Genomic DNA, 24,732 nt, shown 5'->3' with positions numbered 1-24,732 from the left:
GCAGGCTGGGAAGACCCCTTCTTAGTTCTGCGCGGCGATGGTTTTGTCGCGGTCTTCGAAAACGTCGTCACCGGGGCCGGAGAAGGCCCGGGAACGCTGGACTGCCTCGATGGATCCGGTGAACAGCTGCGAATCGTGCGGGTCCGCCGGGTGCCGGGTGTGCTCGGCGGCGGACGCCTTGCCCGGGCGCCTGGACCCGGCGGGAGCTCCGGAGGCGTCCGGCATGCCCGGCGTGGCGGCGGGGGAGGGCAGCGATTCGAGGCGTACATGCGGGAGCGCGGTGGGGTGGTCCTGCTGCAGGAACAGCACGAGTTCTTCCCGGATGAGGCAGCGCAGGTCAAAAAGCGAGGCGCTGTCCGCGGCGCTGACCAGGATCCGGACCCGGACAAAGCCGGACGTGGCGTCCGTGATCTGCAGGATGCCCACGCGTTCGTCCCACAGTTCCGTGCCCGCCAGGACCTTCTTCAGCTCGGCGCGCATCGCTTCGACGGGGGCACGCCAGTCGAGGTCGAACTCCACGGTGCCCATGACCTCGGATTGGCGACGGGTCCAGTTCTCGAACGGCGTTGTGGTGAAGTACGTCGAGGGCAGGATCAGTCGACGGTCGTCCCAGATATGGACCACCACGTAGGTCAGGGTGATCTCTTCGATGCGGCCCCATTCCTTCTGCACCACCACGACGTCGTCCACCCGGATGGCGTCCGTGAAGGCGAGTTGGATTCCGGCGAAGACGTTGACCAGGGAGGTTTGCGCGGCGAGGCCGGCCACAATCGAGAGAACCCCCGCGGAGGCCAGCAGCCCGGCGCCGAGGGCTTGGATCGCCGGGAACGTCAGCATCATGCTGCCCAGAGCCACCACGGCGATCAGGGCGACACCGATCCGCCGGGCAAGGATCACCTGGGTGCGGAGCCGCCGGGCGCGCCGGTTGTCCGCCACATCCACCCGGTAGCGGGTCAGCACCATCATCTCGATGATGAGCAGCAGGGCGATGGACAGCCAAGCCACCGAGGCGATCAGGGCGATGACGAGCAGATGGTCCACGTTGCGGCGCCACTCGACATCCTCGGTGGTCGTGGCCAGGGCAATCCGAACGCCGATCAGGCAGAGCGCAAAGCGCAACGGCAGCCGTGCCACGCGGGAGGTCTCCCGCAGCTCGGGCTTCCCGCGGTTGAGCCGGAGCACAACCCGGCGTACCAGCCAGGACAGGACGAGTCCGGCAATCACGGCGAAGGCCATGGCCAGGAACGGGATCGCGGGGGTCAGGAACTCTTGCATTACTTAAGCTCTAGCAAGCTTCCGGTGGCAACTGAAATCGATGCCGTGCCAGCGTGGGAAGCGTCACGCCGGGCATGCCCGGCATGCTGAACTCGAACGGTCTCCCGCACGGGGTCTAAAGACCCTATTTTTCACACCTGAAGAAACGAGAATTGTCGAACCACTTGCATCCCAGGGGGAGGGCCATATGCGCCGAATTGGATCATCCCGCCGGGCTGTGTCTGTTGCGTTCTGTACAGCCGTCTTGCTCGCGGCGTGCGCTCCTCCCGGTACAGCTCCGGCTACCACTTCGCCGCCCGCGCCGCCGGCCACAGCAAGCTCTGCGCCGGCTACGTCCACCCCTTCCGGCACTGCGGCGTCGGCGCCTTCGTCGGATCCCGCGTCGTCGGACTGGAAGAACTTCACGACGCCGGACAGCCAGTTGACGTTCGACTACCCGGCCGAGTGGTCGATCAAGGACCGCGCAGCAGAAGCCGCCCCGGGCGGCGTCTTCGTGGAGGTCCTGGGTGAAACCGGGAAGTCGATCGCTACCTTGCGGACCAACATGGTCACCGGATCCGAATGCCTCGAGAAGTATCCGTATTCGCTCATTGATTCCGAGGACCTGCCGGCTCTGGAGCAGGCGGGCCAGACGCCCCGCTATGTATTCGAAGGCCGCGCCAATCCCACCTCCACGGACGCTGCGGAGTCGAACCCCCTGGCCTACGGGATCACCTCCGCCCCCGAACCCTCCGGGCCCACAGCCTGCCCCATCTTCCACTTCTTCACCTGGCCGCCGAGTGGGGCGATGTTCGGCGGCGTCTACGATCCGTTCGACACAACGCCCGGAAACCCGCCGAACGTGGACACCCCGGAGGCCTATACCGAGACAGACGAGTACAAGGACATCCGGAAGATGATCACCTCGCTCCGGCCGGCGGGAAAGTAGCCGAGCGGCTGCCGGCCGGACGGCAGGCGCAATGATGGGGGCAAGTAGGCCAGTGGCCGCGGTATCCGCCGCCCTGGGCCTCGCGCTGATGCTGTTGTCCTGCAGTTCGCCGGTCGAGCCGGTCCCGCTGCCGCCGGCCTCGTCGGCGGCGCCCGATACCAAGGCGCCCTCCACCGCGTCGTCGTCGGGGTCGGGCACCGCGGCGGCTACGCCGTCGTCGGGCTTGAAGACCTTCACGACGTCGGACGGCGGGCTGTCCTTCGATTTTCCCGCTCGCTGGAGTGTCCGGGACCCCGCCGGGGAGATGCCCCTCGAAGGGGAGTTCGTGGATGTGGTCAACGAGGCCGGTAAGCCGATGGCCAGCCTGCGGACCAACATCGTCACCGGGGCGCAGTGCACGGAGCGGTACCCGTTCGTGGTGTTCGATTCGGAACCGCTGCAGGCGCTGGCCGAGGACGGTGCCGCCGACGCCCCGGTACCCCGCTTCGTCTTCGAAGCTCGGGGAGATGGCACGGCTCCGGTGGCGGCACCGCCCACCATCGCCGGTTACGGAATCACCCTGGTGCCGGAAGAAACCGGCAGCACGGCCTGCCCCATGTTCCACCTGTTCCTCTGGTCGCCAAGCGGCGCCTTGTTCGGGGCGGCCTACAACCCGGAGAACAACACGACGCCGGGCGACCCGTCCCTGCCGTACCTAAAAAAGGCGAGGCTCTACGCTGCGACGCCCGAGTACCAGGACATCCGGAAGATGATCACGTCCCTGCGGCCGGCGGGGAAGTAAGGGGCTCCTCGTCGAGAACGTCGTCGAGGGCGTCGAGGACGGCCAGGGCGTCCCTGGCCCAGCCGATCGTGGCCCGGGCGGAGCGTTCGTCGGCCGAAAGGGATTGCGCCACAGCCTAGATTCTGGCACCGTTCAAGGCCCACTAACTCGCTGTAACGCTAGCTAACGCCAGCGAAGTGCTCCATGTCAGGGGACACTTCGTGCCCATGCTGGAGCCATTGACACTCCTCCCTGCCCGGCGTGTACTTGAACCCGCTTCTGTTTGAACAGAAGCCAAGCCATGGAGCGGCCTGACCTTTCCGTGAGGCCGCCAATAGACGGAGGTCGAAAAATGGGACAGGCGCGCGAAGTAATGGACCGCTTAACCACTGCAGTGATGGCGAGAGACAAAGAGACACAGGCAGCCTGCTACGCGGCTGATGCGGTGGCTTTCACCCCTGAAGAGGGCGAGCTTGTCGGGCCGGAAGCAATCAGCAACTACCTGTCGCAATTCGGGGAATCGTTCCCGGATATCAGCTATGAGTATGCGCAGAAGTATGAGGCCGGAAATGTGGCGATCGATGAGGGCTTTGTCGTTGGAACGAACACCGGACCGCTGCCCCTGCCATCCGGGGAAAGCCTACCTCCCACGGGCAAAAGCATCAGGGTGAGAAGTTGCGACATCGCCCACGTCGAAGGGGGCCTGATCACAACTCACAACTTCTACTTTGACCAGATGGAGTTCCTGGGACAACTCGGCCTGCTCCCTGAATCCCTGTCCAAGCCCTGAACCTGAGGCGCAGGCCTTGTCCCTGCCCGTCGGCGATTCCCAGCTCGTGGTGCCGTTCGGTACTGGGCCTGCCCGCATAGCCAGTTACGAGTGTGGGCCGCACAGTTGTGGCAGGGCCCCCTGGGCTCGTGGAACCCGTCGGGAACGCGTTCACGGCCGACGAACGGGAACGCATGCGCCTGATGACGAGCTGGAACCTGGGCAATCAGGCCGTCGCTGACGAGACCGCCCGAATCGGGAACAATGCCGCGGCTCTCGGAGGGGCCTGCTATCCCGACGGGCTGCCGGTGCTGGCCTGGCGCCTGGCGCCTGGCGCCGGACGACCGGGGGAGCCGGCCAAGGCTGCCGCCCTTGAGGAGCTGCTGACAAACGTCCAACGCCACGAGATTGTCCCACTGGCGGGCGGTGACTACCTGCGTTGGACCCAGGCCAAGCCGATCGCCGAGGCGATCTGGAACTTCCTGACCGGCCCCTAGCTAGAGAAGCTGATCACGTCCCAGTGGCCGGCGGGGAAGTAACAGGCTCCTCGTCGAGAACGTCGAGGGCGTCGAGGATGGCCAGGGCGTCCCTGGCCCAGTCGATCGTGGCCCGGGCGGAGCGTTCGCCCGCCGAAACGGTGATCAGGGCATAGGGATTGTTGTCCCCAAGCTTGCCTCCCGCCAGCTCGGTCCGGGCCTCCCGCATGGCCGCTAGTTGCGTTTCGGCCTGGGCCTGCGCTTCGAGCACAAGCCGACGGCAGGCATCCGGACCGAGCTGCCGGCCGAAGAAGAGACGCAGGAGCACACCGTTTCGGGGCTTGTTCGGCTGCGGCGGTTCGGCAAGCAGTTCCCGAAGCCGGGCCGTGCCGGCCGGGGTGATGTCATAGCTCGAGGAACGGCCTGCGGCGTCGTCCCGGCGTTCGACGAGCCCGGCGCGCTGGAGTTCCGCCAGAGCGGGATAGATCTGGCCGAAGCTCTCGCTCCAAAAATGTCCCAGGGTGTTCTTGATTTCTTCCCGGAGCGCGTAGCCGGACATCGGCATAATGCTCAGGGCGCCCAGAACAGCTGTCTGGGTCTGGTCCGAGCGCGCCATCGGTACTCCTTCGTAGAAGTGTTAGCCAAGATGGTCCATCGAGACTAGTGTATCTTCCAGATAGTTTATATCTGGAAGATACACGTTCGGCCGCCGGTAGCGGCACGCTCAGCAGACAGGGGATCTGGAATGGAAATGAACACGGTGGCAGCTTCTCAGTCAGCACGCAGGGGCCTGGCCGGCCCGGCCGGGAAGACGGCAGCAGTACTCCTTCTTGGCGTCGCCGGATTCCAGGCGGCTCTGGCCCTCGGGGCGCCGTGGGGATCAGCGGCCTACGGCGGAGGGAACCCCGGGGTGCTCCCGGATTCCTTCCGCACCGCGAGCGCGGGGGCGTCAGGGGTATACCTGTTGCTGGCGGCGGCTGCCGGAACATCCCTGCTCCCGACGGCCCTGCGCCGGCCTGTGCTGTACGGGACGGCCGGGCTCATGGCGGTGGGGGCCCTGATGAACCTGGCGTCCCCGTCCTTGGTTGAACGGATGATCTGGACCCCGGTGACTGTCGCGCTTGGCCTCCTGCTCTGGCCTGACTCGTGCCACTAGGACCGCAAATTTGGGTCAATAGGCCCCTGACCTGCTGTTTCTCGCTGCCGGTAGGGCATTTTTGGTTACTAAGAACCTCTGGGAAGTAGCCTCGGAGGATGGTTTCACAGTTCGTGCGCAAGATTAGGACGGCCTCGGGCGCCGTCGCGGTCCAGGTCGTGGCGGAGGATCGTGGCCAGGTCGTTGAGATCGACCATGTGGGCTCGGCCCACACCGACGCCGAGTTGGAACTGCTGCTGGAGTTAGCGCGAGAGAGGCTACATCCTGGCCAGGGGATGTTGGATCTGGGCCCGCTGCCCCGATCCAGGCCAGTACCGAGGATGTCGCCGACTGGACCACGGCCGGGCCCATGCCGGTCTCCAGCCCTGGTGGCCGCCGACGGCTCGTGGCCGGAGGCGGGCGCGTGGTCGCGACCGCTTCGCTGCTGCTCTGGAACGTCCTGACCGAGGCGTACTCCCGTCTGGGATTCGACACAGTCGGAGACGACGTGTTCAGATCTCTGGTACTCGCCCGGATCGTCGAGCCTACCTCCAAGGCCGATACCATCCGGGTCCTGGAAGAGATCGGCGCGGTTGCCCCCTCCCTGCGTACAGTCTTCCGGTGCCTGCAGCGCTGCAACAAGCAGGACTACCGCGGCACTCTGGCCAAGGCGTGCCTGGCCCACTCGGTCCGAACAACCGGGACCTCGGCCATGGTGCTCTACGACGTCACCACGCTCCACTTCGAGAACGAGGACGAGGACGCTCTGCGCAAGGTCGGGATGAGCAAGGAGCACCGCGTCGACCCGCAGGTCCAGGTCGGGCTTCTCGTGGACCCGGCCGGGTTCCCGCTGGAGATGCACCTGTTCGAGGGCAACAAGGCCGAGACGACCACTCTCGTCCCCGTTCTGGAAGCCTTCCAAGAACGCCACGGCGTGACGGACATGGTCGTGGTGGCCGATGCGGGCATGCTCTCGGCGGGGAACCTGAACGCGCTCGAGGATGCCGGGTTCTCCTTCATCGTCGGCTCCCGCCTGACCAAAGCCCCCTACGACCTCGCCGAGCACTTCGAACGCCGCGGGGACTACTTCGAAAACGGGCAGATCCTCGAATCCAGGCGCGTGATGGGCACCGGCAAGAACGCGCGGGAGCGCCGGATCGTCTACCAGTACTCCTTCAAGCGCGCCAAACGGGACAACCGCAATATCAACCTCATGATCGACAAAGCCGAACGCATCGCCGACGGGAAGGCCCCGCTGAAGAAGGCCAGATTCCTCAAGGTCACCGGCGCCCAGAAGGCTCTCGACCAGCCCACCATCGACCGCGCCCGCCAGCTCGCCGGCCTCAAGGGCTACGTCACCAACCTCCCCGAGACCAAGATGCCCGGCACCGCGGTGATCAGCGCCTACCACGACCTCTGGCAGGTCGAGGCCTCCTTCCGCATGACCAAATCCGACCTACGCGCCCGGCCCGTGTTCCACCGTCAGCGGGAGGCCATCGAAGCCCACCTCACCGTCGTGTTCGCAGCCCTCGCCATCGCACGCCATCTGCAGGAGGCCACCGGGGCATCCATCAAGCGCATCGTCCAGACCCTACGCGCAGTCCGATCAGCGACCATCGAACTCAACGGACAACGCCCGACCCTCGACCCCGACATACCGTTGGAAGCCCAAAACCTCCTCGCAGAACTCGGCCGCGAAGGTCACTAAGCCAGTTGGCACGAGTCAGGGGATGATCTGGACCCCGGTGACTGTCGCGCTTGGCCTCCTGCTCTGGAAAGCAGCGAGGAGCGAAGTGATTGCGTCGAAACCGACGTTCTGGCACCGTTCAAGTTCCACGAAGTCGCTTACACGTTAGACACGGAAAGGCCCACCACTCCTCGTCGCCCAGCAAAGGCAAGTCCGGCGGCGAAGCGGTCAGGCCTTCTTGCTGCCGTACCGATGCCACGCGAAGTAGAGGGGAGTCAACAGGATTACAGTCCCGACCAAGGCGCTGAAGACTGTTCCGATGGTGTCTAGGTCTCCGGGCCTGCCGATGCCGTCGTAAAACATACTGCGAACGAGGAATCCACCGCCGATTATTGCAAGTACGAGGAAACCGATGACAACCTTGTCGTGGGTCTGGCGCCCGGCTGCTTTGTCCAAGGAACTGAAGACCGCAACAGCGACAAAACCTACCGGAATCGCGGCGATATAGCAGGAGAACCCGAAGAGCGCGACCTGGGTGAGGAACCCTACGACTCCTCCTGCGCTTTGAATCAGGGCGACGATAGCGCCGAAAGCACTTATGGCCCACGCCCCCCATTCCCAGATCTCTTTGACTCTGGCCAATGGTTCAGGAATATTTGGGATGATAATTTCGCCTGCCATGGCCCCAGTGTAAGTATCGATTGAGTGGGCAGCAAGACGCTGACGTTCTTTTCCACAACATAATCAGAATTGATTAACAAATACGACCAAAAGGTAAATCAACGCGCCGCCCAGGACGAAGTACCAGGGTGCTCCGAAAGCCAGCGCAGCTACTACGGCGCCGAGAAGGATTACGAGCGTGAATCTGGTGGCGGTACCCAAGATCCTACTCACCCACGCGAAGAACGGAGCATCCCCAGTCTCCGGTGCTATGTGAGGCGCTTCGAACTTGATAAAGTCGGCGATCTCCCGGAGTCGGGCATTCATTCTGACAGTCCGTTCAGACTTGGGTCCGACCGGAACCAGCATATTTCCATGGCCACCGGCGTAGCGGTGCTCCATGAGGACTCTGTTCAGGTCGTCAAATCCGTCGAATCCCCCCGTCCCGATATCGGCCATGCGAACTTTTCGGGGGAGCGAGATCTCCAGTCCGTGGAGTATTGAGCAGAGCCAGCCTACCGGTACATCCCGTCGGCCCTTGTCACTGTGGATGGCTCCGACATGCCAGCCATTTTCGTCATGGTGGCCGAGCTGACCTCGGTCAATGATGCGCCGCCACTTAAACTCTTTGGGAAGGACTGATGCGGCCAAGAATATTCGGCGAAATCGCATGCTTGGAACGTTTGTGAGGCACTTGCCAAGCATATAGGTTCCGTTACTATGTCCTACAAAGTAGAAATTGTCTGGACTGTAACGAATAAAGTGCTCACCGTACCACTGCAGGAGTCGTCGTGCATTCTTCTTGCGGATCCATGGGTTAGCAAAGTGGAGCGAGCCAAAATGGCCGTACGTGGGAGTAACGGGTATGGCTTCAGTCCAGTCCGCGGAGCCTTCCGGGGCATCCGTGCCTGGCTCTTGAATAATTGACGCTAGGGCGCCAATCCATCCTTCGCTTTTTGACGACCGGATTCCGTGGAGAATAAAGACCACCGGATGAGGGTTTTCGGGTGTGACATCGTTGAACGTAGGGAGGTTGTCTCTAATGGCCGCCCGAAGGTGACTGAACCGCATCTCCGGGTCGGGGGCCTGACGCAGGTCCACAATGTCAAGGTGGCCCGCATCGCGAATGTCCACGATAGTCGCATTTGGGATGTAGTCCGCGTCCAAGGCTTTTTCTCTCGAGACGAGCTTGTCATCCCATCCCACGACTTGGACTACCTGAATGTCCGGCTTCGTTGCAGTATTTCCCCCACGGCTCTTCATGAACTGAAACCACCGCAGACGTAGGTGGGTTATATATTCACTTCCCTCTTGAAGGTGCTCAAGCAAGAAAATCCCAAATAGGCTGAACGCTGCGATAAAAGCTCGCTCGTGCCTCGCCAGGTTTTGCAGTTCGTAGCCGCCGTTGGGACTGGCTATCAGGACGACTCTGGTCACCCGCTCCGTCCATTGCGGGACCTGGGGGTCCCTGAGGCGTGGAGCGTTTGGCTGACTGTCCAACAGTAGTGCCTCACGAATCAAGATGCCGCCGAGACTGTGGCCCACCAGGATGATCTGGTGCGGCCAGGCAACATCTCCGTCTTCTCCCGACCAGCTTCGGATCTGAGCGGCGAGGTTTAGGACAACATCCTCCATTTTCAGGCGACTGAAAGTGCGGACTTTGTGATCAAAAATTTCAATTTTCCAGTCGGCGAAATCCCCATCCTTCTCAAGACGGGTGAGCAGATCCTCGGTTGTGGCAGGGTCCCAGTTCAGGCTGGGGACATAGACCAGCAGTCCAGCGTCCGTTGTTTCTCCGCTGTTTTCGTCCGACATGGCCGCCTCCGAATTGAATAGTGCCATCGTATTGAGGGCCAGTATTCACTTCGCCTCAGGAGAAGGCAACCCTTTGCCGGCCGTCAATTTAGAGGTTTGCCCTAAGTCCGGGCAGGTCGGTGCATCGGCTGGGATCGAGAGCAATATGGGCGAGCTGTCTTACTGGCCCAAGGCATTTTCGCCAAATTTCTTGCCGGCCGGAGGAGAGGTGGCAGAACGCTTTACCCCGACGATCCGACTGTATTCGATGACGCCGCTGCGTCATCCTTCTGCCCTGGATGCAAAGGCTCCCTGGACGGACGCCGTCCATCCGGTCCAAGGATGCAGCAGGCCGACCGATGCGCAGGATCGGCAAGTGGGCAGTCAGCTGAAGGCAAGGAGGAATTCGCCCCCGGTGTTGTCAGTTCCCACAGAGTTGGTGGAGTTCCTCGCTGAATCGTGCCCCAGCTCGCTGCCCCGCCTTCAGCGGCCCGGCGTCGTCGGGGCCGCTTCCGCGGGGCCGTGCCGCGAACCAGCCCGGAGCGCGGTGCGGATGCTGACCTTCGACGTGTAGGAGATCGAGCCGTACTGGAAGAGCCGCACGGCCAGGCGGAGCATGACGGTGGCCCCCACGAAGAGGATTCCGATCACGATTGCGGCTTCGAGGGGGTTCAACGATCCGAAGCCGTTGCGCAGCAGCGCGGTGACCGGGGCAGAGAAGGGGAAATACGTGAAGATCTGCACAATCACGGAGTGCGGGTCGGAGATCACCAGGGCCACGGCGTAGAACGGCACGAAGATCAGTGCCATCATGACGCCGAGGACATTCCCGGCTTCCTTGGCGGTCGGCATCACCGCGCCGATGGCCTCCAGTGTCGTGGTGAACAGTGCGAAGCCGCCGATCAGGATCAGGAAGCCGATGGTCATCCGGACCGGGTCGAAGATCAGCGGTGGCAGGTCCGGGGCAGCGGGGTTCAGCTGGTCGGGGAGGATCAGCCGGGCGATGAGGATGGGGGAGAGGAACACGATCATCTGGACCAGCCCGATCGCGAACAGCGCCAGGACCTTGCCCGCAATCAGGGTGGTCGGTTTGAGCGTGGTCAGGATCATCTCGGTCACGCGGTTTTCCTTCTCCTCCAGCGTGGAATTGAGCATCTGCCCGGCCAGGAGCACGATCAGCCCGTAGAAGATGACGAGGAAAACCAGCGGCGGAATGACGGAGCCCAGCCCGCCGGATTCCTGCGTCCCGTCGTAGGTGACGGTTTCGATCCGGGCCTTGCCGGTGGCCAGGGTGGACAGCTCGGCTGAACCGACCTTCTGTTCGACGGCACGGGTCAGCATGGCCTGGGCGACGGCGGCGTACTTCCCGTTCTCAAAGATCCCCTTGTCCGCGCCGTAGACGCGCACCACCTCCGTGCCCGGGCGGGCGGGAAAGTCGAAGTAGGCCTCCAGCGTCCCGGCCTGCACGGCCTGGATGTCGGCGCCGGCGGACTCGGCCGGGCGGGCGCCGAAGAGAGCGGCGTCCTCGGGCGTGATCAGGCCGGAGGCGTCGGTGTAGGCGAGCGTGAATTCTGCGGAACTCTGGGCCTGCGACGCGGTGTCGGTCGTGGTGTTGCTCAGGAAGATCAACCCGAACACCACCGCCATGATGACGGGGACGGACAGGGTGCCGATCCAGAACCGCCGCTTGGTCACGGTGCGGACGAACTCGAAGCCGATGACGGTTCCGAGATTGTGCGGGGGTAGGCCCTACACCTCTTCCCCGACCAGGGCGGTGGCGGCCGGCGGTGCTGCTGCGGGCGAGGAGCCGGGGGTGTTCTGGTCGCCGTAGACGCGGATGAAGATGTCCTCGAGGGAGACCTTGGTGGTGGTGAAACTGAGCACCCGCACGCCGGCGTCGATGAGGTTCTTGAGGATGGCCGCCTCATCGGTGCTGTCGGTGCTGTCGGTGATGCTCAGCTCGGCGTAGTTGGTTTCCCCGAGCACGACGTCGTAGTGGGGCGAGCGTGGGATGGTGCCGCTGTACTTGATTCGAATGATCCTGCCGCCGTACTTGTTTTGCACCTCATCGAGGGTCCCGTAGGCCTCGGCGGTGCCGTCCTTGAGCAGGATGACGCGGTCGCACAGGCGCTCCACCTCTTCCATCTGGTGGGTCACCAGCACCACCGTGGCGCCGGCTTGTTTTTGCTCGGCGATGATCTCGATCAGCAGCCGCCGGTTGACGGGGTCGAACCCCTTGGTCGGTTCGTCCAGGATGAGCAGTTCGGGGCGGTTCATGATGGTGACACCGAGCTGGACCTTCTGCTGCTGGCCGCTGGAGAGCTTGTCCAGCAGCGAACCGGCCTTGTCCGCCAGGGCCACCCGCTCGAGGTACTCCACGGACCACCGCCGGGCCGCGCGCTTCTCCACGCCCTTGAACCGGCCGAAGTAGGTCATGATGTCGATGACCGTTTCCTTCTTGTACAGGCCGCGTTCCTCCGGGAGGTAGCCCAGCCTGTCCCCGTGCTCGGGCTTGAACTCACGTCCGTTGATGTGCAGGATGCCAGCGGTGGGCTCGTAGATCCCCAGCAGGGCGCGGATCGTCGTCTTCCCGGAGCCGTTGCTGCCCAGGAAGCCGAAGGTCTCGCCGGCGTGAACGTCGAAGGTCAGGTCCCGGATCACGGTGGTGTACCCGAAGTCCATCCGGAAGCCGCTGATGTGGACCCGTGGTTCGTCCATGCTGCTCCCGCCTGGCAGGACTCCCTGCTCAGACGGCGGGGAAGTGCGGGTGGCGTCGGTGCGCGGGGGTGGGGAGGCCTGGCCTGTTCCTGCCGGTGCCGCCCCAGGCGTTGGAGCGGGCCTCCCTGATGAGGCCGGTGCCGGCACACTCGCGCACGGCCATGATGCCGTCCGCGGCCGCGCGCTTGTCCGCGAAGGCCTTGGAAATGGCCAATACCGTTCCGTCCGGCCCGAGCAGGCGGAACCGGACATTCGACTCCGCGTCGGTGAAAATTTCGAATTGTCCAGCCATTGTTCTGTCCCTCCGGGCAACCGCCGCGGGCGGGTTAGGCACGTCTCTGTGCTGATGCCGTTTGCTCGACAGGTCCCGCGGTGCTCTGACAAGCCTGCCTTGCGGGTAAGGGCCGGGTAAGGGGCGAAAGTCCCCATGTTCCGCCTCGGAGGGGCGATACATTGGGAGCATGACTGAGTTTCAGGAAGACGATTCCGCGGAGCGGGTGCGGCTGACGGCACGGGCGGACGGCACGGTGCAGGCTGTCGGCTTCCGATACTGGACGGTGCGTAAGGCGGCGGAGCTGGGGCTGACGGGCACCGTCCGGAACAACGACGACGGTTCGGTCGGCATCGTGGCGGAGGGACCGCAGACGGCGGTACTTGAGTTCCGGCGGTGGCTGCGCTCGCCGGCAGCGCCGGGACGCGTGGCCGACGTGGAGGAACAGGTCTCGCCCGCCACCGGGGAGTTCACGGACTTCGACGTGGTGTATTAGGCCCGTCAGCCAGGGCTCAGTCCCGTGCGCGGACGAGCAAGCCCTGCTCCACCACGGCGGTCCGGGACAGGGTCTTGTACCCCTCTTGCTCGAACAATACGGTGATGACATCGTCCTCATGCCGCATCACCAGGCCCGGACCCCACTCCTTGTGGACCACGCCGGACTGCAGCGGAAACAGGGCGGAGCCGTCGTCGGAGTCGGCAGCCGAGGCGACGACGTCGCCGTCGTCCACACCGGCGGAAGAAGCGGCGGCGTCCGTGCAGCTGTCGCAGTTGCCACAGCCCCCGGGGAGGTCCTCGCCGAAGTAGCCCAGCAGGTATTGGCGGCGGCAGCTGTCGGTCTCGGCGTAGCCCCGCACCATCTCGATCCGAGAGCGGTCCATCCGCTGCCGGGCTTCGGCGTGTTCCACGGCGGTGGCCACCACCTCAGGCAGCTGCGCGCCGGCGTCGAGCCTCACCCCGCGCTTTCCCACCTTGACCGCTCGCGTCTCCTGGAGCTGGTTCAGCAACCCGGTCAGCCGGCGGGGAGAAAAGCCGGTGGCCTCCGCCAGTGCGGCTGTGGTCACCGGATCGTCGGAGCTGCGGAGGGTGGAAAGGACACTCAGCAGGGAGTCTTCGTCCGGGATGTGGGTGCCGAAGAACCGGCGCAGGCCGAGGTCCTCGGACCGGTAGTGCAGCTCGGCGAGGGCAGGTTCGCCGTCGCGGCCGGCGCGACCGATTTCCTGGTAGTAGCTGTCCAGCGACTCGGTAATGTCGGCGTGGACCACAAAGCGGACGTTGGGCTTGTCAATGCCCATGCCGAAGGCCGTGGTCGCGACCACCACGTCCAGCTGGTCGTCCATGAAGAGCTCGAAGACGCGCTCGCGGTCCTGTTTGCTTCGCCCCGCGTGGTACGCCTCGGCGCGCAATCCCCGCTTGACCAGCTTCTCCGCGTACTTCTCGGTGTCCTTGCGTTTGGCCGCGTAGATGAGACCGGGCCCGGCGAGGCCGGGGACGGAGCCGGTCACCAGCGCCGTGGCCTGCTCGACGACGGCGCGGCGCTTCGCCCTGTCCTCCTGGTGGCGGATGACCTCGAGCCGGATATTGGGCCGGTCGAAGCCATGGACCAGTACCAGCGGGTCCTTCATCTGCAACCGCTTACGGATCTCCTCGCGGACCGGCCGGGCCGCAGTCGCGGTAAGCGCAGCCACCGGCGGATTGCCAAGCCTGCCGCGGACCGCGCCCAGCCCGAGGTAGTCAGGCCTGAAGTCGTGCCCCCAGGAGGACACGCAGTGCGCCTCGTCCACGACGAACAGCGAGATGTTGAGGGCCGCGAGCCGGTCCACGGTGGCGTGCTTGGCCAGTTGCTCCGGGGCGAGAAAGAGGAAGGCAGCCTCGCCGGTCTCCGCGGCCTGCCAGGCCTCCTCCAGCTCGGCGTCGCTGTGGTGGGAATTGATGGCTACGGCGGTCTGCGGGCCAAGGGAGGTGTTCAGGCCGTCGAGCTGGTCTTCCTGCAGGGCGATCAAGGGGGAGACCACGACGGCGAGGCCCGGCCGGTCACTGGTGCGCTCCCGCTGGCGGATCGCCAACGCCGCGACCTGGTAGACGGCGGACTTGCCGTAGCCGGTGGGCATGACTGCAAGGACATCACGGCCCGCGGCGAGCGCGGCCATACCCGTCAGCTGTCCCTCGCGGAGGTGCGGCAGGCCAAAGGTTTCGGCGGCAAGCCGGCGCAGTCCGGCGGATGGTTCCTGCGCCTGTGCGTCTGCGGGCGGAGGGGCGGTCGCAGGTGAGTCGACGGCAGGGTCTTCAATGGCCTTGGTCATAGCGGCGCTCCGGTGGGACGTTCCGTTGGCCGTTGGCTTCAGCCGTTCCACCAGCCTAACGCGTTCCGTTCGGCAGTGTCAGGGACGAGTGCACCGGATCGGGGCCGAAGGTCCTCGGCACGACGGGCGATTCTGGGTACGGTAGGCCCATGCAGAAAATATCGATCGATGCGCTGGCCCGCCAGCAGATCGCGGCAGCTGTTGCGGCACCGAGCGGGCGGGCTGCCGACACGGTGTTCGGCGGCCATGAAAAAGTCCTTCGACAAACCGTCATGGCGTTCCGGGCGGGCACCCAGCTCAGCGAGCACCTGAACCCCGGTGAAGCCACCGTGTTCGTGCTCCGGGGCTGCGTCCGCCTGCAGGCAGGCAAGGAGTCATGGCAGGGGAAGGCGGGGGATCTCCTGATCGTGCCGGACGGGCTTCATAGCCTGGAAGCGGAGGAGGACTCTGCGATCCTGATGACGGTCGCGAAAGTCCACGACTGAGCAGGCCAACGCCCCGCGACCAACGCGGGTGCAGGCCGACGCCTGCATGCGCTTAATTGTGTCTTGCCCACAACTGCAGCCATACGAGCAGGCGCGTCTCGGCGTCGTCCAGGTCGATCCCGAAGAGGGGTTCCACTCGCGACAAGCGGTATCGGACTGTGTTGACGTGGACGTCCAGGGACTTTGCGGCGTCGATCGCGTTTCCGCCACAACTCAGGTACGCGTGGATTGTCTCCTCGAAAGCCTTCTTATGCTGTTCGTCGTATTCGGCGATCCTGAGCGCGAGGGCACCGGGCAGTTGGCCGGCAGTCGTCAAGGACGAGACCATCCGGCGAAGCTGCAGGCGGGAGCCCAGAGAGTCGTCGTCGGCGACGATGTCATCCGAGTCGGCGGAGATACGGCCTTCGGTGACGTTTCGCACCAACTCGGACAGAACCAGCTCCGCGTTGACTCGGGACTCCTCGAGGCGGTCGATCGGAGCTGCCCCACCCAGTGCCGCCAGGACCGGGAGTGAGAGAAGTCGCCGCGCATTTTGCACTATTTTCAGGATCGCATCGCGTTGGAATTGCCGTGAAGATTCGGTGGTCTGCGGAAGGACGATGTAAACGATGTTGTCCGAGAGCCCACAGACTGCCGAGGGCAGCCGGATGGCGCAGGCGGTCCGGATGGTGTCGAAGAGCCGGAGTCGGGATTGCAGGGTCTCGGCCGCTATCGCGTCGGCGGGCCAAATGCCCAGGGCCGCAACGCGGATGGACTCCGCGGAGATCCCCAGCCTGATGGCGGCAAGCTCGGCGCGTTCCGGCTCGAACAGCAGCGGCTGGACCAGATCTATCTGGCGGGTCAGGTTTGAGACATAAGTCGTTCGCTTATGCAGAATGTGGAGCGCCGCAACGTTGGCTGCCTCACGCAGGATCCGGTCCGCGTCCTCGTTGGAGTGCTCCGTGAGTTCGAGGAGCCAGAGCGAGCCCAGAACGGAGTCGCCGGCCCGGATGGCGATAGCCGTCCGACGGAGCAGGGGATCCTCGGTCGCGACGTTCAAAGGGTCGCTGGAGGCGTGGACACGCCGGTAGTCCCTGTCCGTTTCAACGGAATGCGGCACATGCAGACGCAGGATGGAACTCCTGCGGGTCTCATCAATGGGCTGGTCGGGCAGTGTCGAGTACGCCAGAATGGTCTGGTCGGGATCGGCGATCGCGATGGCACCGCCGGCCTGGGCCGCAACTGTATTGGCCAGATCGAACAGGTCGCCGGGCCGGATGTCCACCAGGGTGCGGCCTGACTGCCGGTGCGGGATGACGGCGGCGTCCATGATCTCCGCGAGCTGGTGCCACGGAACAGAGTCTGACGCCCGGAAGAGGGCCATCCCCGTTTCCCGAGCGGCCGCCCGGAGTGCTTCATCCAAGGTGCCGTTGGTTTTGTAGACGACTGCCACGTAGCCCGCCTCGCTGAGCTCCCGGATCTTCGCGCCCAGACGCTTGCCGGACAGCGACAAGCCGATGGCCAGGGCCACGGCGCCCGGGAACCTGGCGGGCCGGGCCGTCGAGTCGTAGAGAACCGAGCCCGCGACAAGCTTCTGGTTATCGGCCGGCATTTCAATGAGGCTGAAAATTTCCGAACCGGCCGAGCGGGCGACATCCGCCAAGGTGGGCAAAGCATGCCTCGCCGCCGGCGGAGCGGCCGTCATGAACCTGCCGAAAAAAGTGTTTGGTAGTTGCTACTAATTGTGCGCCCCTCAATTTGTCGCCATCTCCATAGTGGCACGGAGTTTCACTTCCTACGCTGAACCATAACGCAGGACAGCAAACGGAAGGCCCTCATTGAAAATTAGCGAAGCCAAACAGCTCATTCAGGTCAAGGCCCCCGTGTTATCGCGACGACGGCGAGTGCTCGCCAACGCTTTCAACGTGGAGGAGTACCGGCAATCGGCACGGAAAGTATTGCCGGCGGGGATCTTTGATTACCTGGACGGCGGATCCGAAGACGAGGTGACGCTCCGCCGCAATCGAGCAGTCTTCGACTCCTGGGCGCTCATGCCCAGCTGGGGCCCGGTGTCCGGACCGGATACCGGGACAACCCTGCTTGGAAAAATCAGTGCCCTGCCGCTCACCCTGACCCCGACAGGGGCTACCCGGCTGTTCCATCCCGAGGGCGAGTTGGCCGTCGCGGCCGCCGCGGACCGGGCCCGCATCCCGTACGGCCTGGCCGGACTGAGCACCGTACCGATGGAGACCATCGCGGAGCGCCACCCGTCCCTTGACCGCTGGTTCAACTTCGGCCTCACCTCGGACGCAAAAGCGCTGAAGGCGAAACTGACGCGCTGCGAGGCGGCCGGATTCAACACCCTGATAGTCGGAGTCGATACACGGGCATTGGGTTCGAGGGAAAGGGACCTCCACAATGGATTTACCGCTCCTCCGGCGCTGACGCTTTCGACTATCGCGGACATTGCCCGGCGTCCAAGCTGGTGGGTGAATTTCCTGATGTCGGACGGCATCAGTTTCCCTAACCTGGATCCGCACAGTGCCGCCGCTTCCTCCGTGGTCACCCCGTCCATGTGGCAGCACATTCTGGGCCACTCGGATGCGACCAGCGGATGGGCCGAACTGGAAGCCCTGCGGCAGGCCTGGCCCGGGAAGATCGTGCTCAAGGGCTGCGTCAACCCGGCGGACGTCGCGAAGGCCGCTGGTATTGGTCTGGACGCCGTCCAGTTGAGTAATCATGGCGGCCGCCAACTGGATCACATGTTGAGCCCGATGGATGTCCTGCAGGAATCCCGGCAGCGAGTGGGCGATTCGCTAGAGATCTACGTGGACTCCGGCATCCGCCGCGGAAGCGACATCCTCAAGGCCCTGGCGCTCGGAGCCGACGCCTGTTCGATCGGCAGGGCCTACCTCTACGGCTTGGTGGCGGCCGGATCGCCGGGTGTCGGGCGCATCATCGAGATCTTCGCGGATGAACTCCGGCGTACGATGACGCTAGTGGGCGTTTCCAGCATTCCCGAATTGAAGGCGCGGGGCGGGGAAATTCTTCGCGACATCCGTCATTCCCCCGAAGTCCTCGAAACGACAGCCTCCGGCTCCCAGCAGTAATCAATTCCGAATTCGGCACACCGTGCCTTCCCGCAGCGTTGCGGGAGCCCCAAGAATCCCCGAACAGCTAAGGAAACCATGCGCACTCGCTTCCTACTTCCCGTTCTCACCGTAGTCACGGCCATGTCGCTTTCAGGCTGCGTGAATAACAGCGAACCGGCTGCCACCGCGGCTGCCTCCGGAACGGCCGACGCCGTCGCGGTGAAAAAGAACGATTCCATAGCGGCGTCGCTCCCCGAGAAGATCAAGTCCGCCGGTGTCCTCAACGTCGGCATGGCGAACAACTACCCGCCCAACGAGTTCAAGGACGAAAACGGTGCGCCGGCCGGCTGGGCTGTGGACCTGACCAAGGCCCTGGGCGAAGTCCTGGGCCTGAAGGTCAACTTCGACATCGGCACTTTTGACAACATCCTCCCGTCGGTGAAGGCCGGAAAGGACGACATGGGCGTGTCCTCCTTCACCGACACCCTGGAACGCGAAAAGCAGGTCGATTTCGTGAACTACTACTCCGCCGGAATCCAGTGGGCCGCCCCGAAGGGCAAGACCGTCGACCCCGACAACGCCTGCGGGCTCAAGGTCGCCGTCCAGGCCACCACCTACCAGGACACGCACGAGGTGCCCGCGAAGTCCAAGGCCTGCACCGACGCCGGCAAGCCGGCCATCAACATCTTCAAGTACGACGCACAGGACCAGGCGACCAACGCCCTGGCAGTGGGGCAGGTCGACGCCATGAGCGCCGATTCGCCGGTGACCCTCTACGCGATCTCCAAGACCAAGGACAAGCTGCAGACGGCGGGCGACGCATTCGAGGTTGCGCCGTACGGGATGCCCGTGGCCAAGGACAGCGAATTCACCCCGGTCCTCCAGAAGGCGCTCCAGGCACTGATCGATGATGGCACGTACAACAAGATTCTCGCGAAGTGGGGAGTGGAATCCGGCGGGGTCAAGACAGCTGCGCTCAACGTGGCAGCCAAAGGCTAACCAGCGATGAGCGAACCTACAACGGACAGGATAACCGGGGCCGGGCCTGGCAGCACGTCCCGGGCGGGCGGCGGGACAGCCGAGGAGCCGACGCCGATCGTCGCCGTCCCGCTGCGCCACCCGTGGCGGATCCTGGTGGCTGTGGTCCTGGTCCTGATGCTGGCGGTCTTCGTGCTGGACGCCGCCCAACGCCCGGACTACGGCTGGCCCGAGGTCGGGAAGTACATCTTCGACCGCCGGATCAGCCAGGCAGCCTGGGTGACACTGTCGTTGACGATCTACGCCATGGTTGGCGCGATTGTCCTGGGCCTGCTGCTGGCAGTCATGCGGCTCTCACCGAACCCGGTGCTGAGGAGCGTGGCGTGGTTGTACATCTGGGTCTTCCGTGGAACCCCGGTTTACGTGCAGCTTGTCTTCTGGGGCATTGTGGCCTTGATCTATCCGGTGTTCACCCTGGGCATCCCGTTCATGACGCCGTGGGTCACGATCCCGAACGAGATCTTCACCAACCTGTTCATCACCGCTGTGATCGGGCTGGCGCTTAATGAAGCCGCCTACATGTCCGAGATCGTGCGCGCGGGGCTGCTGTCCGTGGACCAGGGCCAGGAGGAAGCCTCGACGGCACTGGCAATGTCCTGGGGGCAGACCATGCGGTATGTCGTGGTTCCGCAGGCCATGAAGATCATCATTCCGCCCACCGGCAATGAGGTGATTTCGATGCTCAAGACCACCTCCCTGGTGGCCGCGATTCCCTTGAGCGTTGACCTCTATGGCGTGTCCCGGGGTATCTCCGCCGTGACGTTCACGCCGGTGCCGCTGCTGATTGTGGCGTCCCTCTGGTATCTGCTCTTCACGTCCGTCCTAATGGTGGGCCAGCACTTCATTGAAAAGCGATTCTCCCGGGGAACCTCACGGCTTAAGGCCGGCAAGGGACCGGCGTCGCCGGACCCGGCGCCGACGGCGGTTCAGGGCACCGTCCCGGGCGGGCCGCTGGGCACAGACTTTGGAGGAAAGGGATGACGGGCATGCCAATGGTCCTTGCAGACCGGGTGTCGAAGAACTTCGGCGCCAACAGGGTGCTGCGCGGCATCAGCCTGGAGGTCAACCCGGGTGAGGTGCTCTGCATCGTGGGCCCCAGCGGTTCGGGGAAATCCACGTTCCTGCGGTGCATCAACCACCTGGAACGGGTGGATGCCGGCCGGCTCTCGGTCGACGGGCAGCTGGTTGGCTACCGCCAGAAGGGGGACAAACTCTACGAGCTGAAGCTGAAGGAAGCGGCCCTGCAACGCCAGGATATCGGGATGGTGTTCCAGCGCTTCAACCTGTTTCCGCACCTGACGGCGGTTGAGAACATCATCCTGGCTCCCATGCGGGTGAAACGGCTGTCCAGGGCCGCCGCCACCGTCCGGGCCAAGGAACTGCTGGAGCGGGTGGGCCTGGGGGATAAGGGCGACCACTACCCGGCGCATTTGTCGGGCGGTCAGCAGCAGCGGGTGGCGATTGCCCGTGCCCTGGCCATGGATCCGAAGCTGATGCTCTTCGATGAACCGACGAGTGCGCTGGATCCGGAACTGGTGGGTGAGGTGCTTGACGTCATGAAGGAGCTGGCCCGGACCGGCATGACCATGATCGTGGTCACCCACGAGATGGGTTTCGCCCGGGAAGTGGCGGACACGCTGGTCTTCATGGATGAGGGCGTGGTGGTGGAAGCCGGACCGCCCCGGCAGGTCCTAAGCGACCCGCAGCATGACCGGACCAAGGCGTTCCTTTCCAAGGTCCTTTGACGAGGTGCTCTTCCGCGGACGCCGGGCGGAGGGCGTCACGGTGTTCTGATCGGCAGCAGCCGTGGGACAGACTGTTGCCGTGAGCAACTCTCCCCGGACCGGCCTCGCCGTTGCTGGACTCAGCCTCGGCACGGCGCTGAACCCGCTGAACTCGTCCATGATCGCCGTCGCCCTCGTGGTGCTGCGCGCGGACTTCGGGCTCGACGTCGCCACGGTCACCTGGGTGATCACGGCGTTCTACCTCACCTCCGCGGCGGGCCAGCCGGTGATGGGCCGGCTGGCGGACCGGTTCGGCCCGCGCCGCCTGTTCGTGCTGGGGATGTCCGTGGTGGCGGCGACCTGCGCCGTGGCGCCCTTCGCGCCGAACTTCGCCCTGCTGTGCGTGGCGCGGGCGTTCATGGCCCTCGGCACCGCGACAGCCTACCCGAGCGCCGTCGTTCTGGTCGGGGCGCTGGCCCGGCAGGCCCAGACGGAGTCCAGCCGGCCGCTGGGACGGATCCAGATGGCCAACACTTCCGCGGCCGCCGTCGGGCCGGTAGTCGGCGGACTGTTGGTGAGCCTGGTCGGGTGGCAGGCCCTGTTCCTGATCAACGTTCCGCTCGCGCTCGCGGCCATCATTCTGGTCCGGCGGTTCGCCCCGGCTGATGAGGGACGGGAACGCGGCCGCGTCTCTGAGCTACTGCGGGACTCGGACATTCCGGGCATCGTGGCCTTCCTGGGGGTCATGGTGCTCGTGATGATGGCGCTGCTGGATGTGCTCCCGGGATACCGCTGGTGGCTGTTGGGCGGCGGGACCCTGCTGGCCGTTCTGTTTGTCTGGCGTGAGCTGCGGTTCGCGCCGCCGTTCCTGGACCTGCGGCTGCTGGGCCGGAACCGGCCGCTGCTGCTGGTCTATTTGGGCTTCGCGCTGTTCAGCGGCGTCTATTACTTCGCGTTCTTCGGCCTGCCGCAGCTGCTGCAGGAAGCCGGCGGTTACGATCCCGGCATCGTCGGTCTGCTGATGCTGCCGCTGGCCGCAATGTCGGTGGTGGTCACGCCGCCCGCGGTCCGCGCGATGGACCGCGTCGGCGTGAAGCGGGTGCTGATCGCCGGCGTCGTGCTGCTGATCGTTGCGTCCGGGACGATGTGGCTGCTGACGGCGTCGTTCGCCGTCCCGCTGGTCATTGCCCTGACCGCCCTGCTGGGGGTCCCGTACGGGGTGGTCAGCATCGCCTCCAGCCAGGGCATGTACCTTTCCAGCCGGCCGGAGGAACGCGGCGTGGCCGCCGGGATCTATCAGACCTGCCGCTACCTCGGCGCGATCTTCGCGACGGTGCTGATCGGCATCTTCTATGGCACCGGAGTGAACCAAGCCAACTGGGGACTTCTGGTCGTCGTCATGCTGGGACTCGGCGCGGTGGTGTTCGCGGTGTCGCTGCTGTGGCGGGAGCGGCAGGCCTAGCGCCCGCCCCGGTTGGGGCAGGGTCGGGCAGGCCGGACCCAACGTTCAGTCTTTCAGTTTGCTGGCCGTGACTTCGAATGCTTCCACTTCAAGAATCTGGATGTGTTGCTCCTTGGCGGTAGCCGCGCGGATGCTATTTGCGGCCTGCTGACTCGAAGTCAGAGCTTCCTCGGTGTCCCACAGGGTAATCGACAGTGCTTTGTCGGATTCCTTTCCGTTCAGGAAATAGATGCCAAGGCATCCGGGGATTTCAAGCACCTGCTTGAGGGTTTCTTCCGTAGGCGCACCCGAAGTAGTTTCGGGGCCGGTTTTGTATGTGCTGACTCGGGCGAACATCGATCTTCCTCCATTAGCCTTGGTTGGAGCCTTCTTACCGTTTCAGTCCCGGGCTGAGTGCGTGACCTGTATGGCGGGAGACATGGTGCCGCGGGACAACCCGCTGGATGGGTTGGGGCTCCTACCACCAGTAAGGACCCGATAACGCGCAGGCGCAAGGTCCAGTGGAGAGGTCAACGCGGCATATTGACACGCCCGACGGGCCGGAATGCTGTCGGCCTTAACGAGGCTTTTTGCCCGTTTCTCACCGTTTTTCAACGTAATGTCGGCGCTCAGTCCGGGCTGCTTAGCTTGGTGACGCCAGCAAGGAGAGTTCTAATGTCCACTTGGGAAATGTCCGGAAAGTATGTGGGCAACTGCAGTTGCCTGCTGATTTGTCCGTGTCCTATCGACGGCGTTCCCACCGGCCCGAAGGGCGAGTGCCGCAGTGTCAATGTGTTCCATATTGCCAGTGGAAACGTCACCGCCGCCGGGGAAACAGTGAGCGCGTTCTCCACTGTCTGCACTACTCCGGAGCGGACATTTGCTGTTGCGGGGATGGGCCGTTCGGCTGCTGTTGCCGGTAACGCCGCACCCAGTTGCGCCGCGGTGGCGGGCACGGCCGCCACAATGGTCAGATGCCGTCGCGGCGCGTTGCTTTTCAAATGATTCTTTCTCCCAATATGCAAGATTTCCGTAGGAGTACCTGACGATTTGGGCTTTACCGGTATTCCGCGAGGCGATGCCGAGATAGTGAAGAGACCGCCGGAATTCACCGGCACGAAAATGCACGAACCTTCCAGGTTAGGGGCGGTCCGGCTGCGGTAGCGCGAGCCGTTGATGTGCCATAGGCGGGGTGGGAAACTTGTGTTGCGGTCTCATCCTCTTAAGGAGTCGGAAATGCCTGACGGGAATGGATTGATCAAGCGGTTTTACACGGAGGTGCTCGAGGGCGGAGACCTGACCCTCATCGATGAACTGGTGAGTGATGACTTTGTCGCTCACGATCCCCTACCCGGACAACCGCCCACCAAGGACGGGCTTAGATTCTTCGTCAACACGATGCGGGCCGCCTTCCCGGACCTCAGGGCCACGACCACCGAGCCGGCGCTGACGGAGGGAAATCTGGAGGCGCGCTACGTGGTGTTGACCGGAACGCATCAGGGGGAACTGATGGGCGTCGCGCCCACCGGTCGCAGTGTCGAATTCAGCGGCATAGACATTATTCGTGTCGATGACGGAAAAGTCGTTGAGCACTGGGGAGCCACGGACACCTTTACTCTCATGCAGCAGATCGGCGCCCTACCGAAGTAACGCCACAGAAAAGGCCTCTTCCTACCGGGAAGAGCTCTTTCCACGCGCCGAAATTCCTCATCTTCAGGCGAGTCTGGGTCTGGTCTGCCTGGCACAGGCCATCCTCCACCGTCACGGCGTCCGTGGTGAATTTGATCGCTCTTTGGCGGCATTCTGTGATCGCTTGGTGTCACCTTCCGGGAACACGAGACGAACGGCTAGCCGTTAAGTGCTCGCGACCGTCTATAAGACGTTGCGCGTGACATTCCCAGATCTCATGTGTCTCGCAACTAACGGCGAACACGCCGATTCGACCAGAAGGTTGCGAGACATAGTTACGAGAATCGCCAGTTGCAATCGATGTGACTGTCCGTTCAGAATGGCGGTTTTTTCACCGTTCGAATGGCGGTTTCAGCTGAGGCCAGGCGGCCCAGGCCACGGGCCCGGTCCCGCCCGGTGCAGGCATCCGTTCGTGCCGCAAACTTCCGTTTCCGCTCCAAGCCCCCGTGTTGCATCAGACAGATGTGTGAATCGCAACGGTATTTGACGTTGTTTTGTCAGCGGTGAA

25 protein-coding genes and 1 pseudogene are annotated in these 24,732 nt (G+C 64.1%); 15 read left to right on the top strand and 11 right to left on the bottom strand.

The annotated features are described in order from the left end of the window. Positions 1-21 precede the first annotated feature (21 nt). Positions 22-1,275, bottom strand: a complete 1,254-nt coding sequence (locus QFZ69_RS16795; protein WP_306912951.1) for a mechanosensitive ion channel family protein — start codon at positions 1,273-1,275, stop codon at positions 22-24. A 421-nt stretch (positions 1,276-1,696) separates the two neighbouring features. Here QFZ69_RS16795 and QFZ69_RS16790 point away from each other — a divergent pair, with 421 nt between their 5' ends. Further along, positions 1,697-2,203 carry a hypothetical protein gene (locus QFZ69_RS16790; RefSeq protein WP_306912950.1) on the top strand — a complete coding sequence of 169 codons (507 nt, stop codon included), beginning with the start codon at positions 1,697-1,699 and terminating at the stop codon, positions 2,201-2,203. A 52-nt stretch (positions 2,204-2,255) separates the two neighbouring features. Further along, a complete protein-coding gene (locus QFZ69_RS16785) occupies positions 2,256-2,984 on the top strand; it encodes a hypothetical protein (RefSeq protein WP_306912949.1) in 729 nt (242 codons plus the stop codon). Here the strand turns inward: QFZ69_RS16785 and QFZ69_RS16780 are convergent. Beyond that, positions 2,956-3,096: a hypothetical protein gene (locus QFZ69_RS16780; RefSeq protein WP_306912948.1), complete on the bottom strand. Its 141-nt coding sequence runs from the start codon at positions 3,094-3,096 to the stop codon at positions 2,956-2,958. The genes QFZ69_RS16785 and QFZ69_RS16780 overlap by 29 nt on opposite strands. Before the next feature lie 240 nt (positions 3,097-3,336). Between QFZ69_RS16780 and QFZ69_RS16775 the strand changes: the two genes are divergently transcribed. Continuing rightward, positions 3,337-3,753 carry an ester cyclase gene (locus tag QFZ69_RS16775; RefSeq protein WP_307000291.1) on the top strand — a complete coding sequence of 139 codons (417 nt, stop codon included), beginning with the start codon at positions 3,337-3,339 and terminating at the stop codon, positions 3,751-3,753. A gap of 92 nt (positions 3,754-3,845) precedes the next feature. Next, positions 3,846-4,229: a hypothetical protein gene (locus QFZ69_RS16770; RefSeq protein WP_307000289.1), complete on the top strand. Its 384-nt coding sequence runs from the start codon at positions 3,846-3,848 to the stop codon at positions 4,227-4,229. A gap of 13 nt (positions 4,230-4,242) precedes the next feature. Here QFZ69_RS16770 and QFZ69_RS16765 read toward each other — a convergent pair whose 3' ends face one another. Further along, positions 4,243-4,824: a PadR family transcriptional regulator gene (locus QFZ69_RS16765; RefSeq protein WP_306912945.1), complete on the bottom strand. Its 582-nt coding sequence runs from the start codon at positions 4,822-4,824 to the stop codon at positions 4,243-4,245. 144 nt (positions 4,825-4,968) lie between these two features. On the opposite strand from QFZ69_RS16765, the gene QFZ69_RS16760 reads away from it, so the two are divergent. Together QFZ69_RS16760 and QFZ69_RS16755 are read left to right on the top strand one after the other, a co-directional pair. Further along, positions 4,969-5,364 carry a hypothetical protein gene (locus tag QFZ69_RS16760; RefSeq protein WP_306912944.1) on the top strand — a complete coding sequence of 132 codons (396 nt, stop codon included), beginning with the start codon at positions 4,969-4,971 and terminating at the stop codon, positions 5,362-5,364. A 98-nt stretch (positions 5,365-5,462) separates the two neighbouring features. Next, positions 5,463-7,051 (top strand): annotated as a pseudogene (locus QFZ69_RS16755) (IS1634 family transposase). A 207-nt stretch (positions 7,052-7,258) separates the two neighbouring features. Here QFZ69_RS16755 and QFZ69_RS16750 read toward each other — a convergent pair. The 5 genes from QFZ69_RS16750 to QFZ69_RS16730 form a co-directional block, all read right to left on the bottom strand. Next, positions 7,259-7,711 (bottom strand): hypothetical protein, encoded by a 453-nt coding sequence (locus tag QFZ69_RS16750; protein WP_306912942.1) that lies wholly within the window; start codon positions 7,709-7,711, stop codon positions 7,259-7,261. Between the two features lie 63 nt (positions 7,712-7,774). After that, positions 7,775-9,505 carry a triacylglycerol lipase gene (locus QFZ69_RS16745; RefSeq protein ID WP_306912941.1) on the bottom strand — a complete coding sequence of 577 codons (1,731 nt, stop codon included), beginning with the start codon at positions 9,503-9,505 and terminating at the stop codon, positions 7,775-7,777. Between the two features lie 462 nt (positions 9,506-9,967). Then, on the bottom strand, positions 9,968-11,179 hold the full coding sequence (locus QFZ69_RS16740; protein ID WP_306912940.1) for an ABC transporter permease: 1,212 nt from the start codon (positions 11,177-11,179) through the stop codon (positions 9,968-9,970). A 54-nt stretch (positions 11,180-11,233) separates the two neighbouring features. Next, entirely contained in the window at positions 11,234-12,202 is a 969-nt protein-coding gene (locus tag QFZ69_RS16735; RefSeq protein ID WP_306912939.1) for an ABC transporter ATP-binding protein, read from the bottom strand. 28 nt (positions 12,203-12,230) lie between these two features. After that, on the bottom strand, positions 12,231-12,494 hold the full coding sequence (locus QFZ69_RS16730) for a YegP family protein (protein WP_306912938.1): 264 nt from the start codon (positions 12,492-12,494) through the stop codon (positions 12,231-12,233). Between the two features lie 169 nt (positions 12,495-12,663). Between QFZ69_RS16730 and QFZ69_RS16725 the strand changes: the two genes are divergently transcribed. Then, a complete protein-coding gene (locus QFZ69_RS16725) occupies positions 12,664-12,969 on the top strand; it encodes an acylphosphatase (RefSeq protein WP_306912937.1) in 306 nt (101 codons plus the stop codon). 16 nt (positions 12,970-12,985) lie between these two features. Here the strand turns inward: QFZ69_RS16725 and QFZ69_RS16720 are convergent, their stop codons facing one another. Next, positions 12,986-14,776 carry an ATP-dependent DNA helicase RecQ gene (locus QFZ69_RS16720; protein WP_306912936.1) on the bottom strand — a complete coding sequence of 597 codons (1,791 nt, stop codon included), beginning with the start codon at positions 14,774-14,776 and terminating at the stop codon, positions 12,986-12,988. Positions 14,777-14,925: 149 nt separating this feature from the next. Between QFZ69_RS16720 and QFZ69_RS16715 the strand changes: the two genes are divergently transcribed. Beyond that, positions 14,926-15,261 carry a cupin domain-containing protein gene (locus QFZ69_RS16715; protein WP_306912935.1) on the top strand — a complete coding sequence of 112 codons (336 nt, stop codon included), beginning with the start codon at positions 14,926-14,928 and terminating at the stop codon, positions 15,259-15,261. A gap of 52 nt (positions 15,262-15,313) precedes the next feature. On the opposite strand, the gene QFZ69_RS16710 is transcribed toward QFZ69_RS16715, so the two are convergent. After that, positions 15,314-16,852, bottom strand: coding sequence for a CdaR family transcriptional regulator (locus QFZ69_RS16710; RefSeq protein WP_306912934.1), 1,539 nt, complete (start codon positions 16,850-16,852; stop codon positions 15,314-15,316). Positions 16,853-17,078: 226 nt separating this feature from the next. Here QFZ69_RS16710 and QFZ69_RS16705 point away from each other — a divergent pair, with 226 nt between their 5' ends. The 5 genes from QFZ69_RS16705 to QFZ69_RS16685 all read left to right on the top strand — a co-directional run bounded on the left by QFZ69_RS16705 (position 17,079) and on the right by QFZ69_RS16685 (position 22,556). Further along, complete coding sequence (locus QFZ69_RS16705) at positions 17,079-18,350, top strand: alpha-hydroxy acid oxidase (protein WP_306912933.1); 1,272 nt, start codon at positions 17,079-17,081, stop codon at positions 18,348-18,350. A gap of 78 nt (positions 18,351-18,428) precedes the next feature. Next, positions 18,429-19,331 carry an ABC transporter substrate-binding protein gene (locus QFZ69_RS16700; protein ID WP_306912932.1) on the top strand — a complete coding sequence of 301 codons (903 nt, stop codon included), beginning with the start codon at positions 18,429-18,431 and terminating at the stop codon, positions 19,329-19,331. A gap of 6 nt (positions 19,332-19,337) precedes the next feature. Then, entirely contained in the window at positions 19,338-20,351 is a 1,014-nt protein-coding gene (locus tag QFZ69_RS16695; RefSeq protein WP_306912931.1) for an amino acid ABC transporter permease, read from the top strand. Positions 20,352-20,362: 11 nt separating this feature from the next. Further along, on the top strand, positions 20,363-21,115 hold the full coding sequence (locus tag QFZ69_RS16690; protein ID WP_373463162.1) for an amino acid ABC transporter ATP-binding protein: 753 nt from the start codon (positions 20,363-20,365) through the stop codon (positions 21,113-21,115). A gap of 79 nt (positions 21,116-21,194) precedes the next feature. Continuing rightward, positions 21,195-22,556, top strand: coding sequence for an MFS transporter (locus QFZ69_RS16685; protein WP_306912929.1), 1,362 nt, complete (start codon positions 21,195-21,197; stop codon positions 22,554-22,556). A gap of 45 nt (positions 22,557-22,601) precedes the next feature. Here the strand turns inward: QFZ69_RS16685 and QFZ69_RS16680 are convergent, their stop codons facing one another. After that, on the bottom strand, positions 22,602-22,892 hold the full coding sequence (locus QFZ69_RS16680) for an antibiotic biosynthesis monooxygenase (protein ID WP_306912928.1): 291 nt from the start codon (positions 22,890-22,892) through the stop codon (positions 22,602-22,604). A 318-nt stretch (positions 22,893-23,210) separates the two neighbouring features. Between QFZ69_RS16680 and QFZ69_RS16675 the strand changes: the two genes are divergently transcribed. Both QFZ69_RS16675 and QFZ69_RS16670 read left to right on the top strand, forming a co-directional pair. Continuing rightward, positions 23,211-23,540, top strand: a complete 330-nt coding sequence (locus tag QFZ69_RS16675; RefSeq protein ID WP_306912927.1) for a DUF1326 domain-containing protein — start codon at positions 23,211-23,213, stop codon at positions 23,538-23,540. A 231-nt stretch (positions 23,541-23,771) separates the two neighbouring features. After that, the gene (locus tag QFZ69_RS16670) at positions 23,772-24,185 is read left to right on the top strand and encodes an ester cyclase (protein ID WP_306912926.1); all 414 of its coding nucleotides are present in this window, start codon (positions 23,772-23,774) and stop codon (positions 24,183-24,185) included. The last annotated feature ends 547 nt before the right edge of the window (positions 24,186-24,732 follow it).

It is taken from the genome of Arthrobacter sp. V1I7 (assembly GCF_030817015.1).
Taxonomy (GTDB): domain Bacteria; phylum Actinomycetota; class Actinomycetes; order Actinomycetales; family Micrococcaceae; genus Arthrobacter.
The sequence above is the reverse complement of the archived record's forward strand: the minus strand, read 5'-3'. Positions and strand labels throughout refer to the sequence as shown.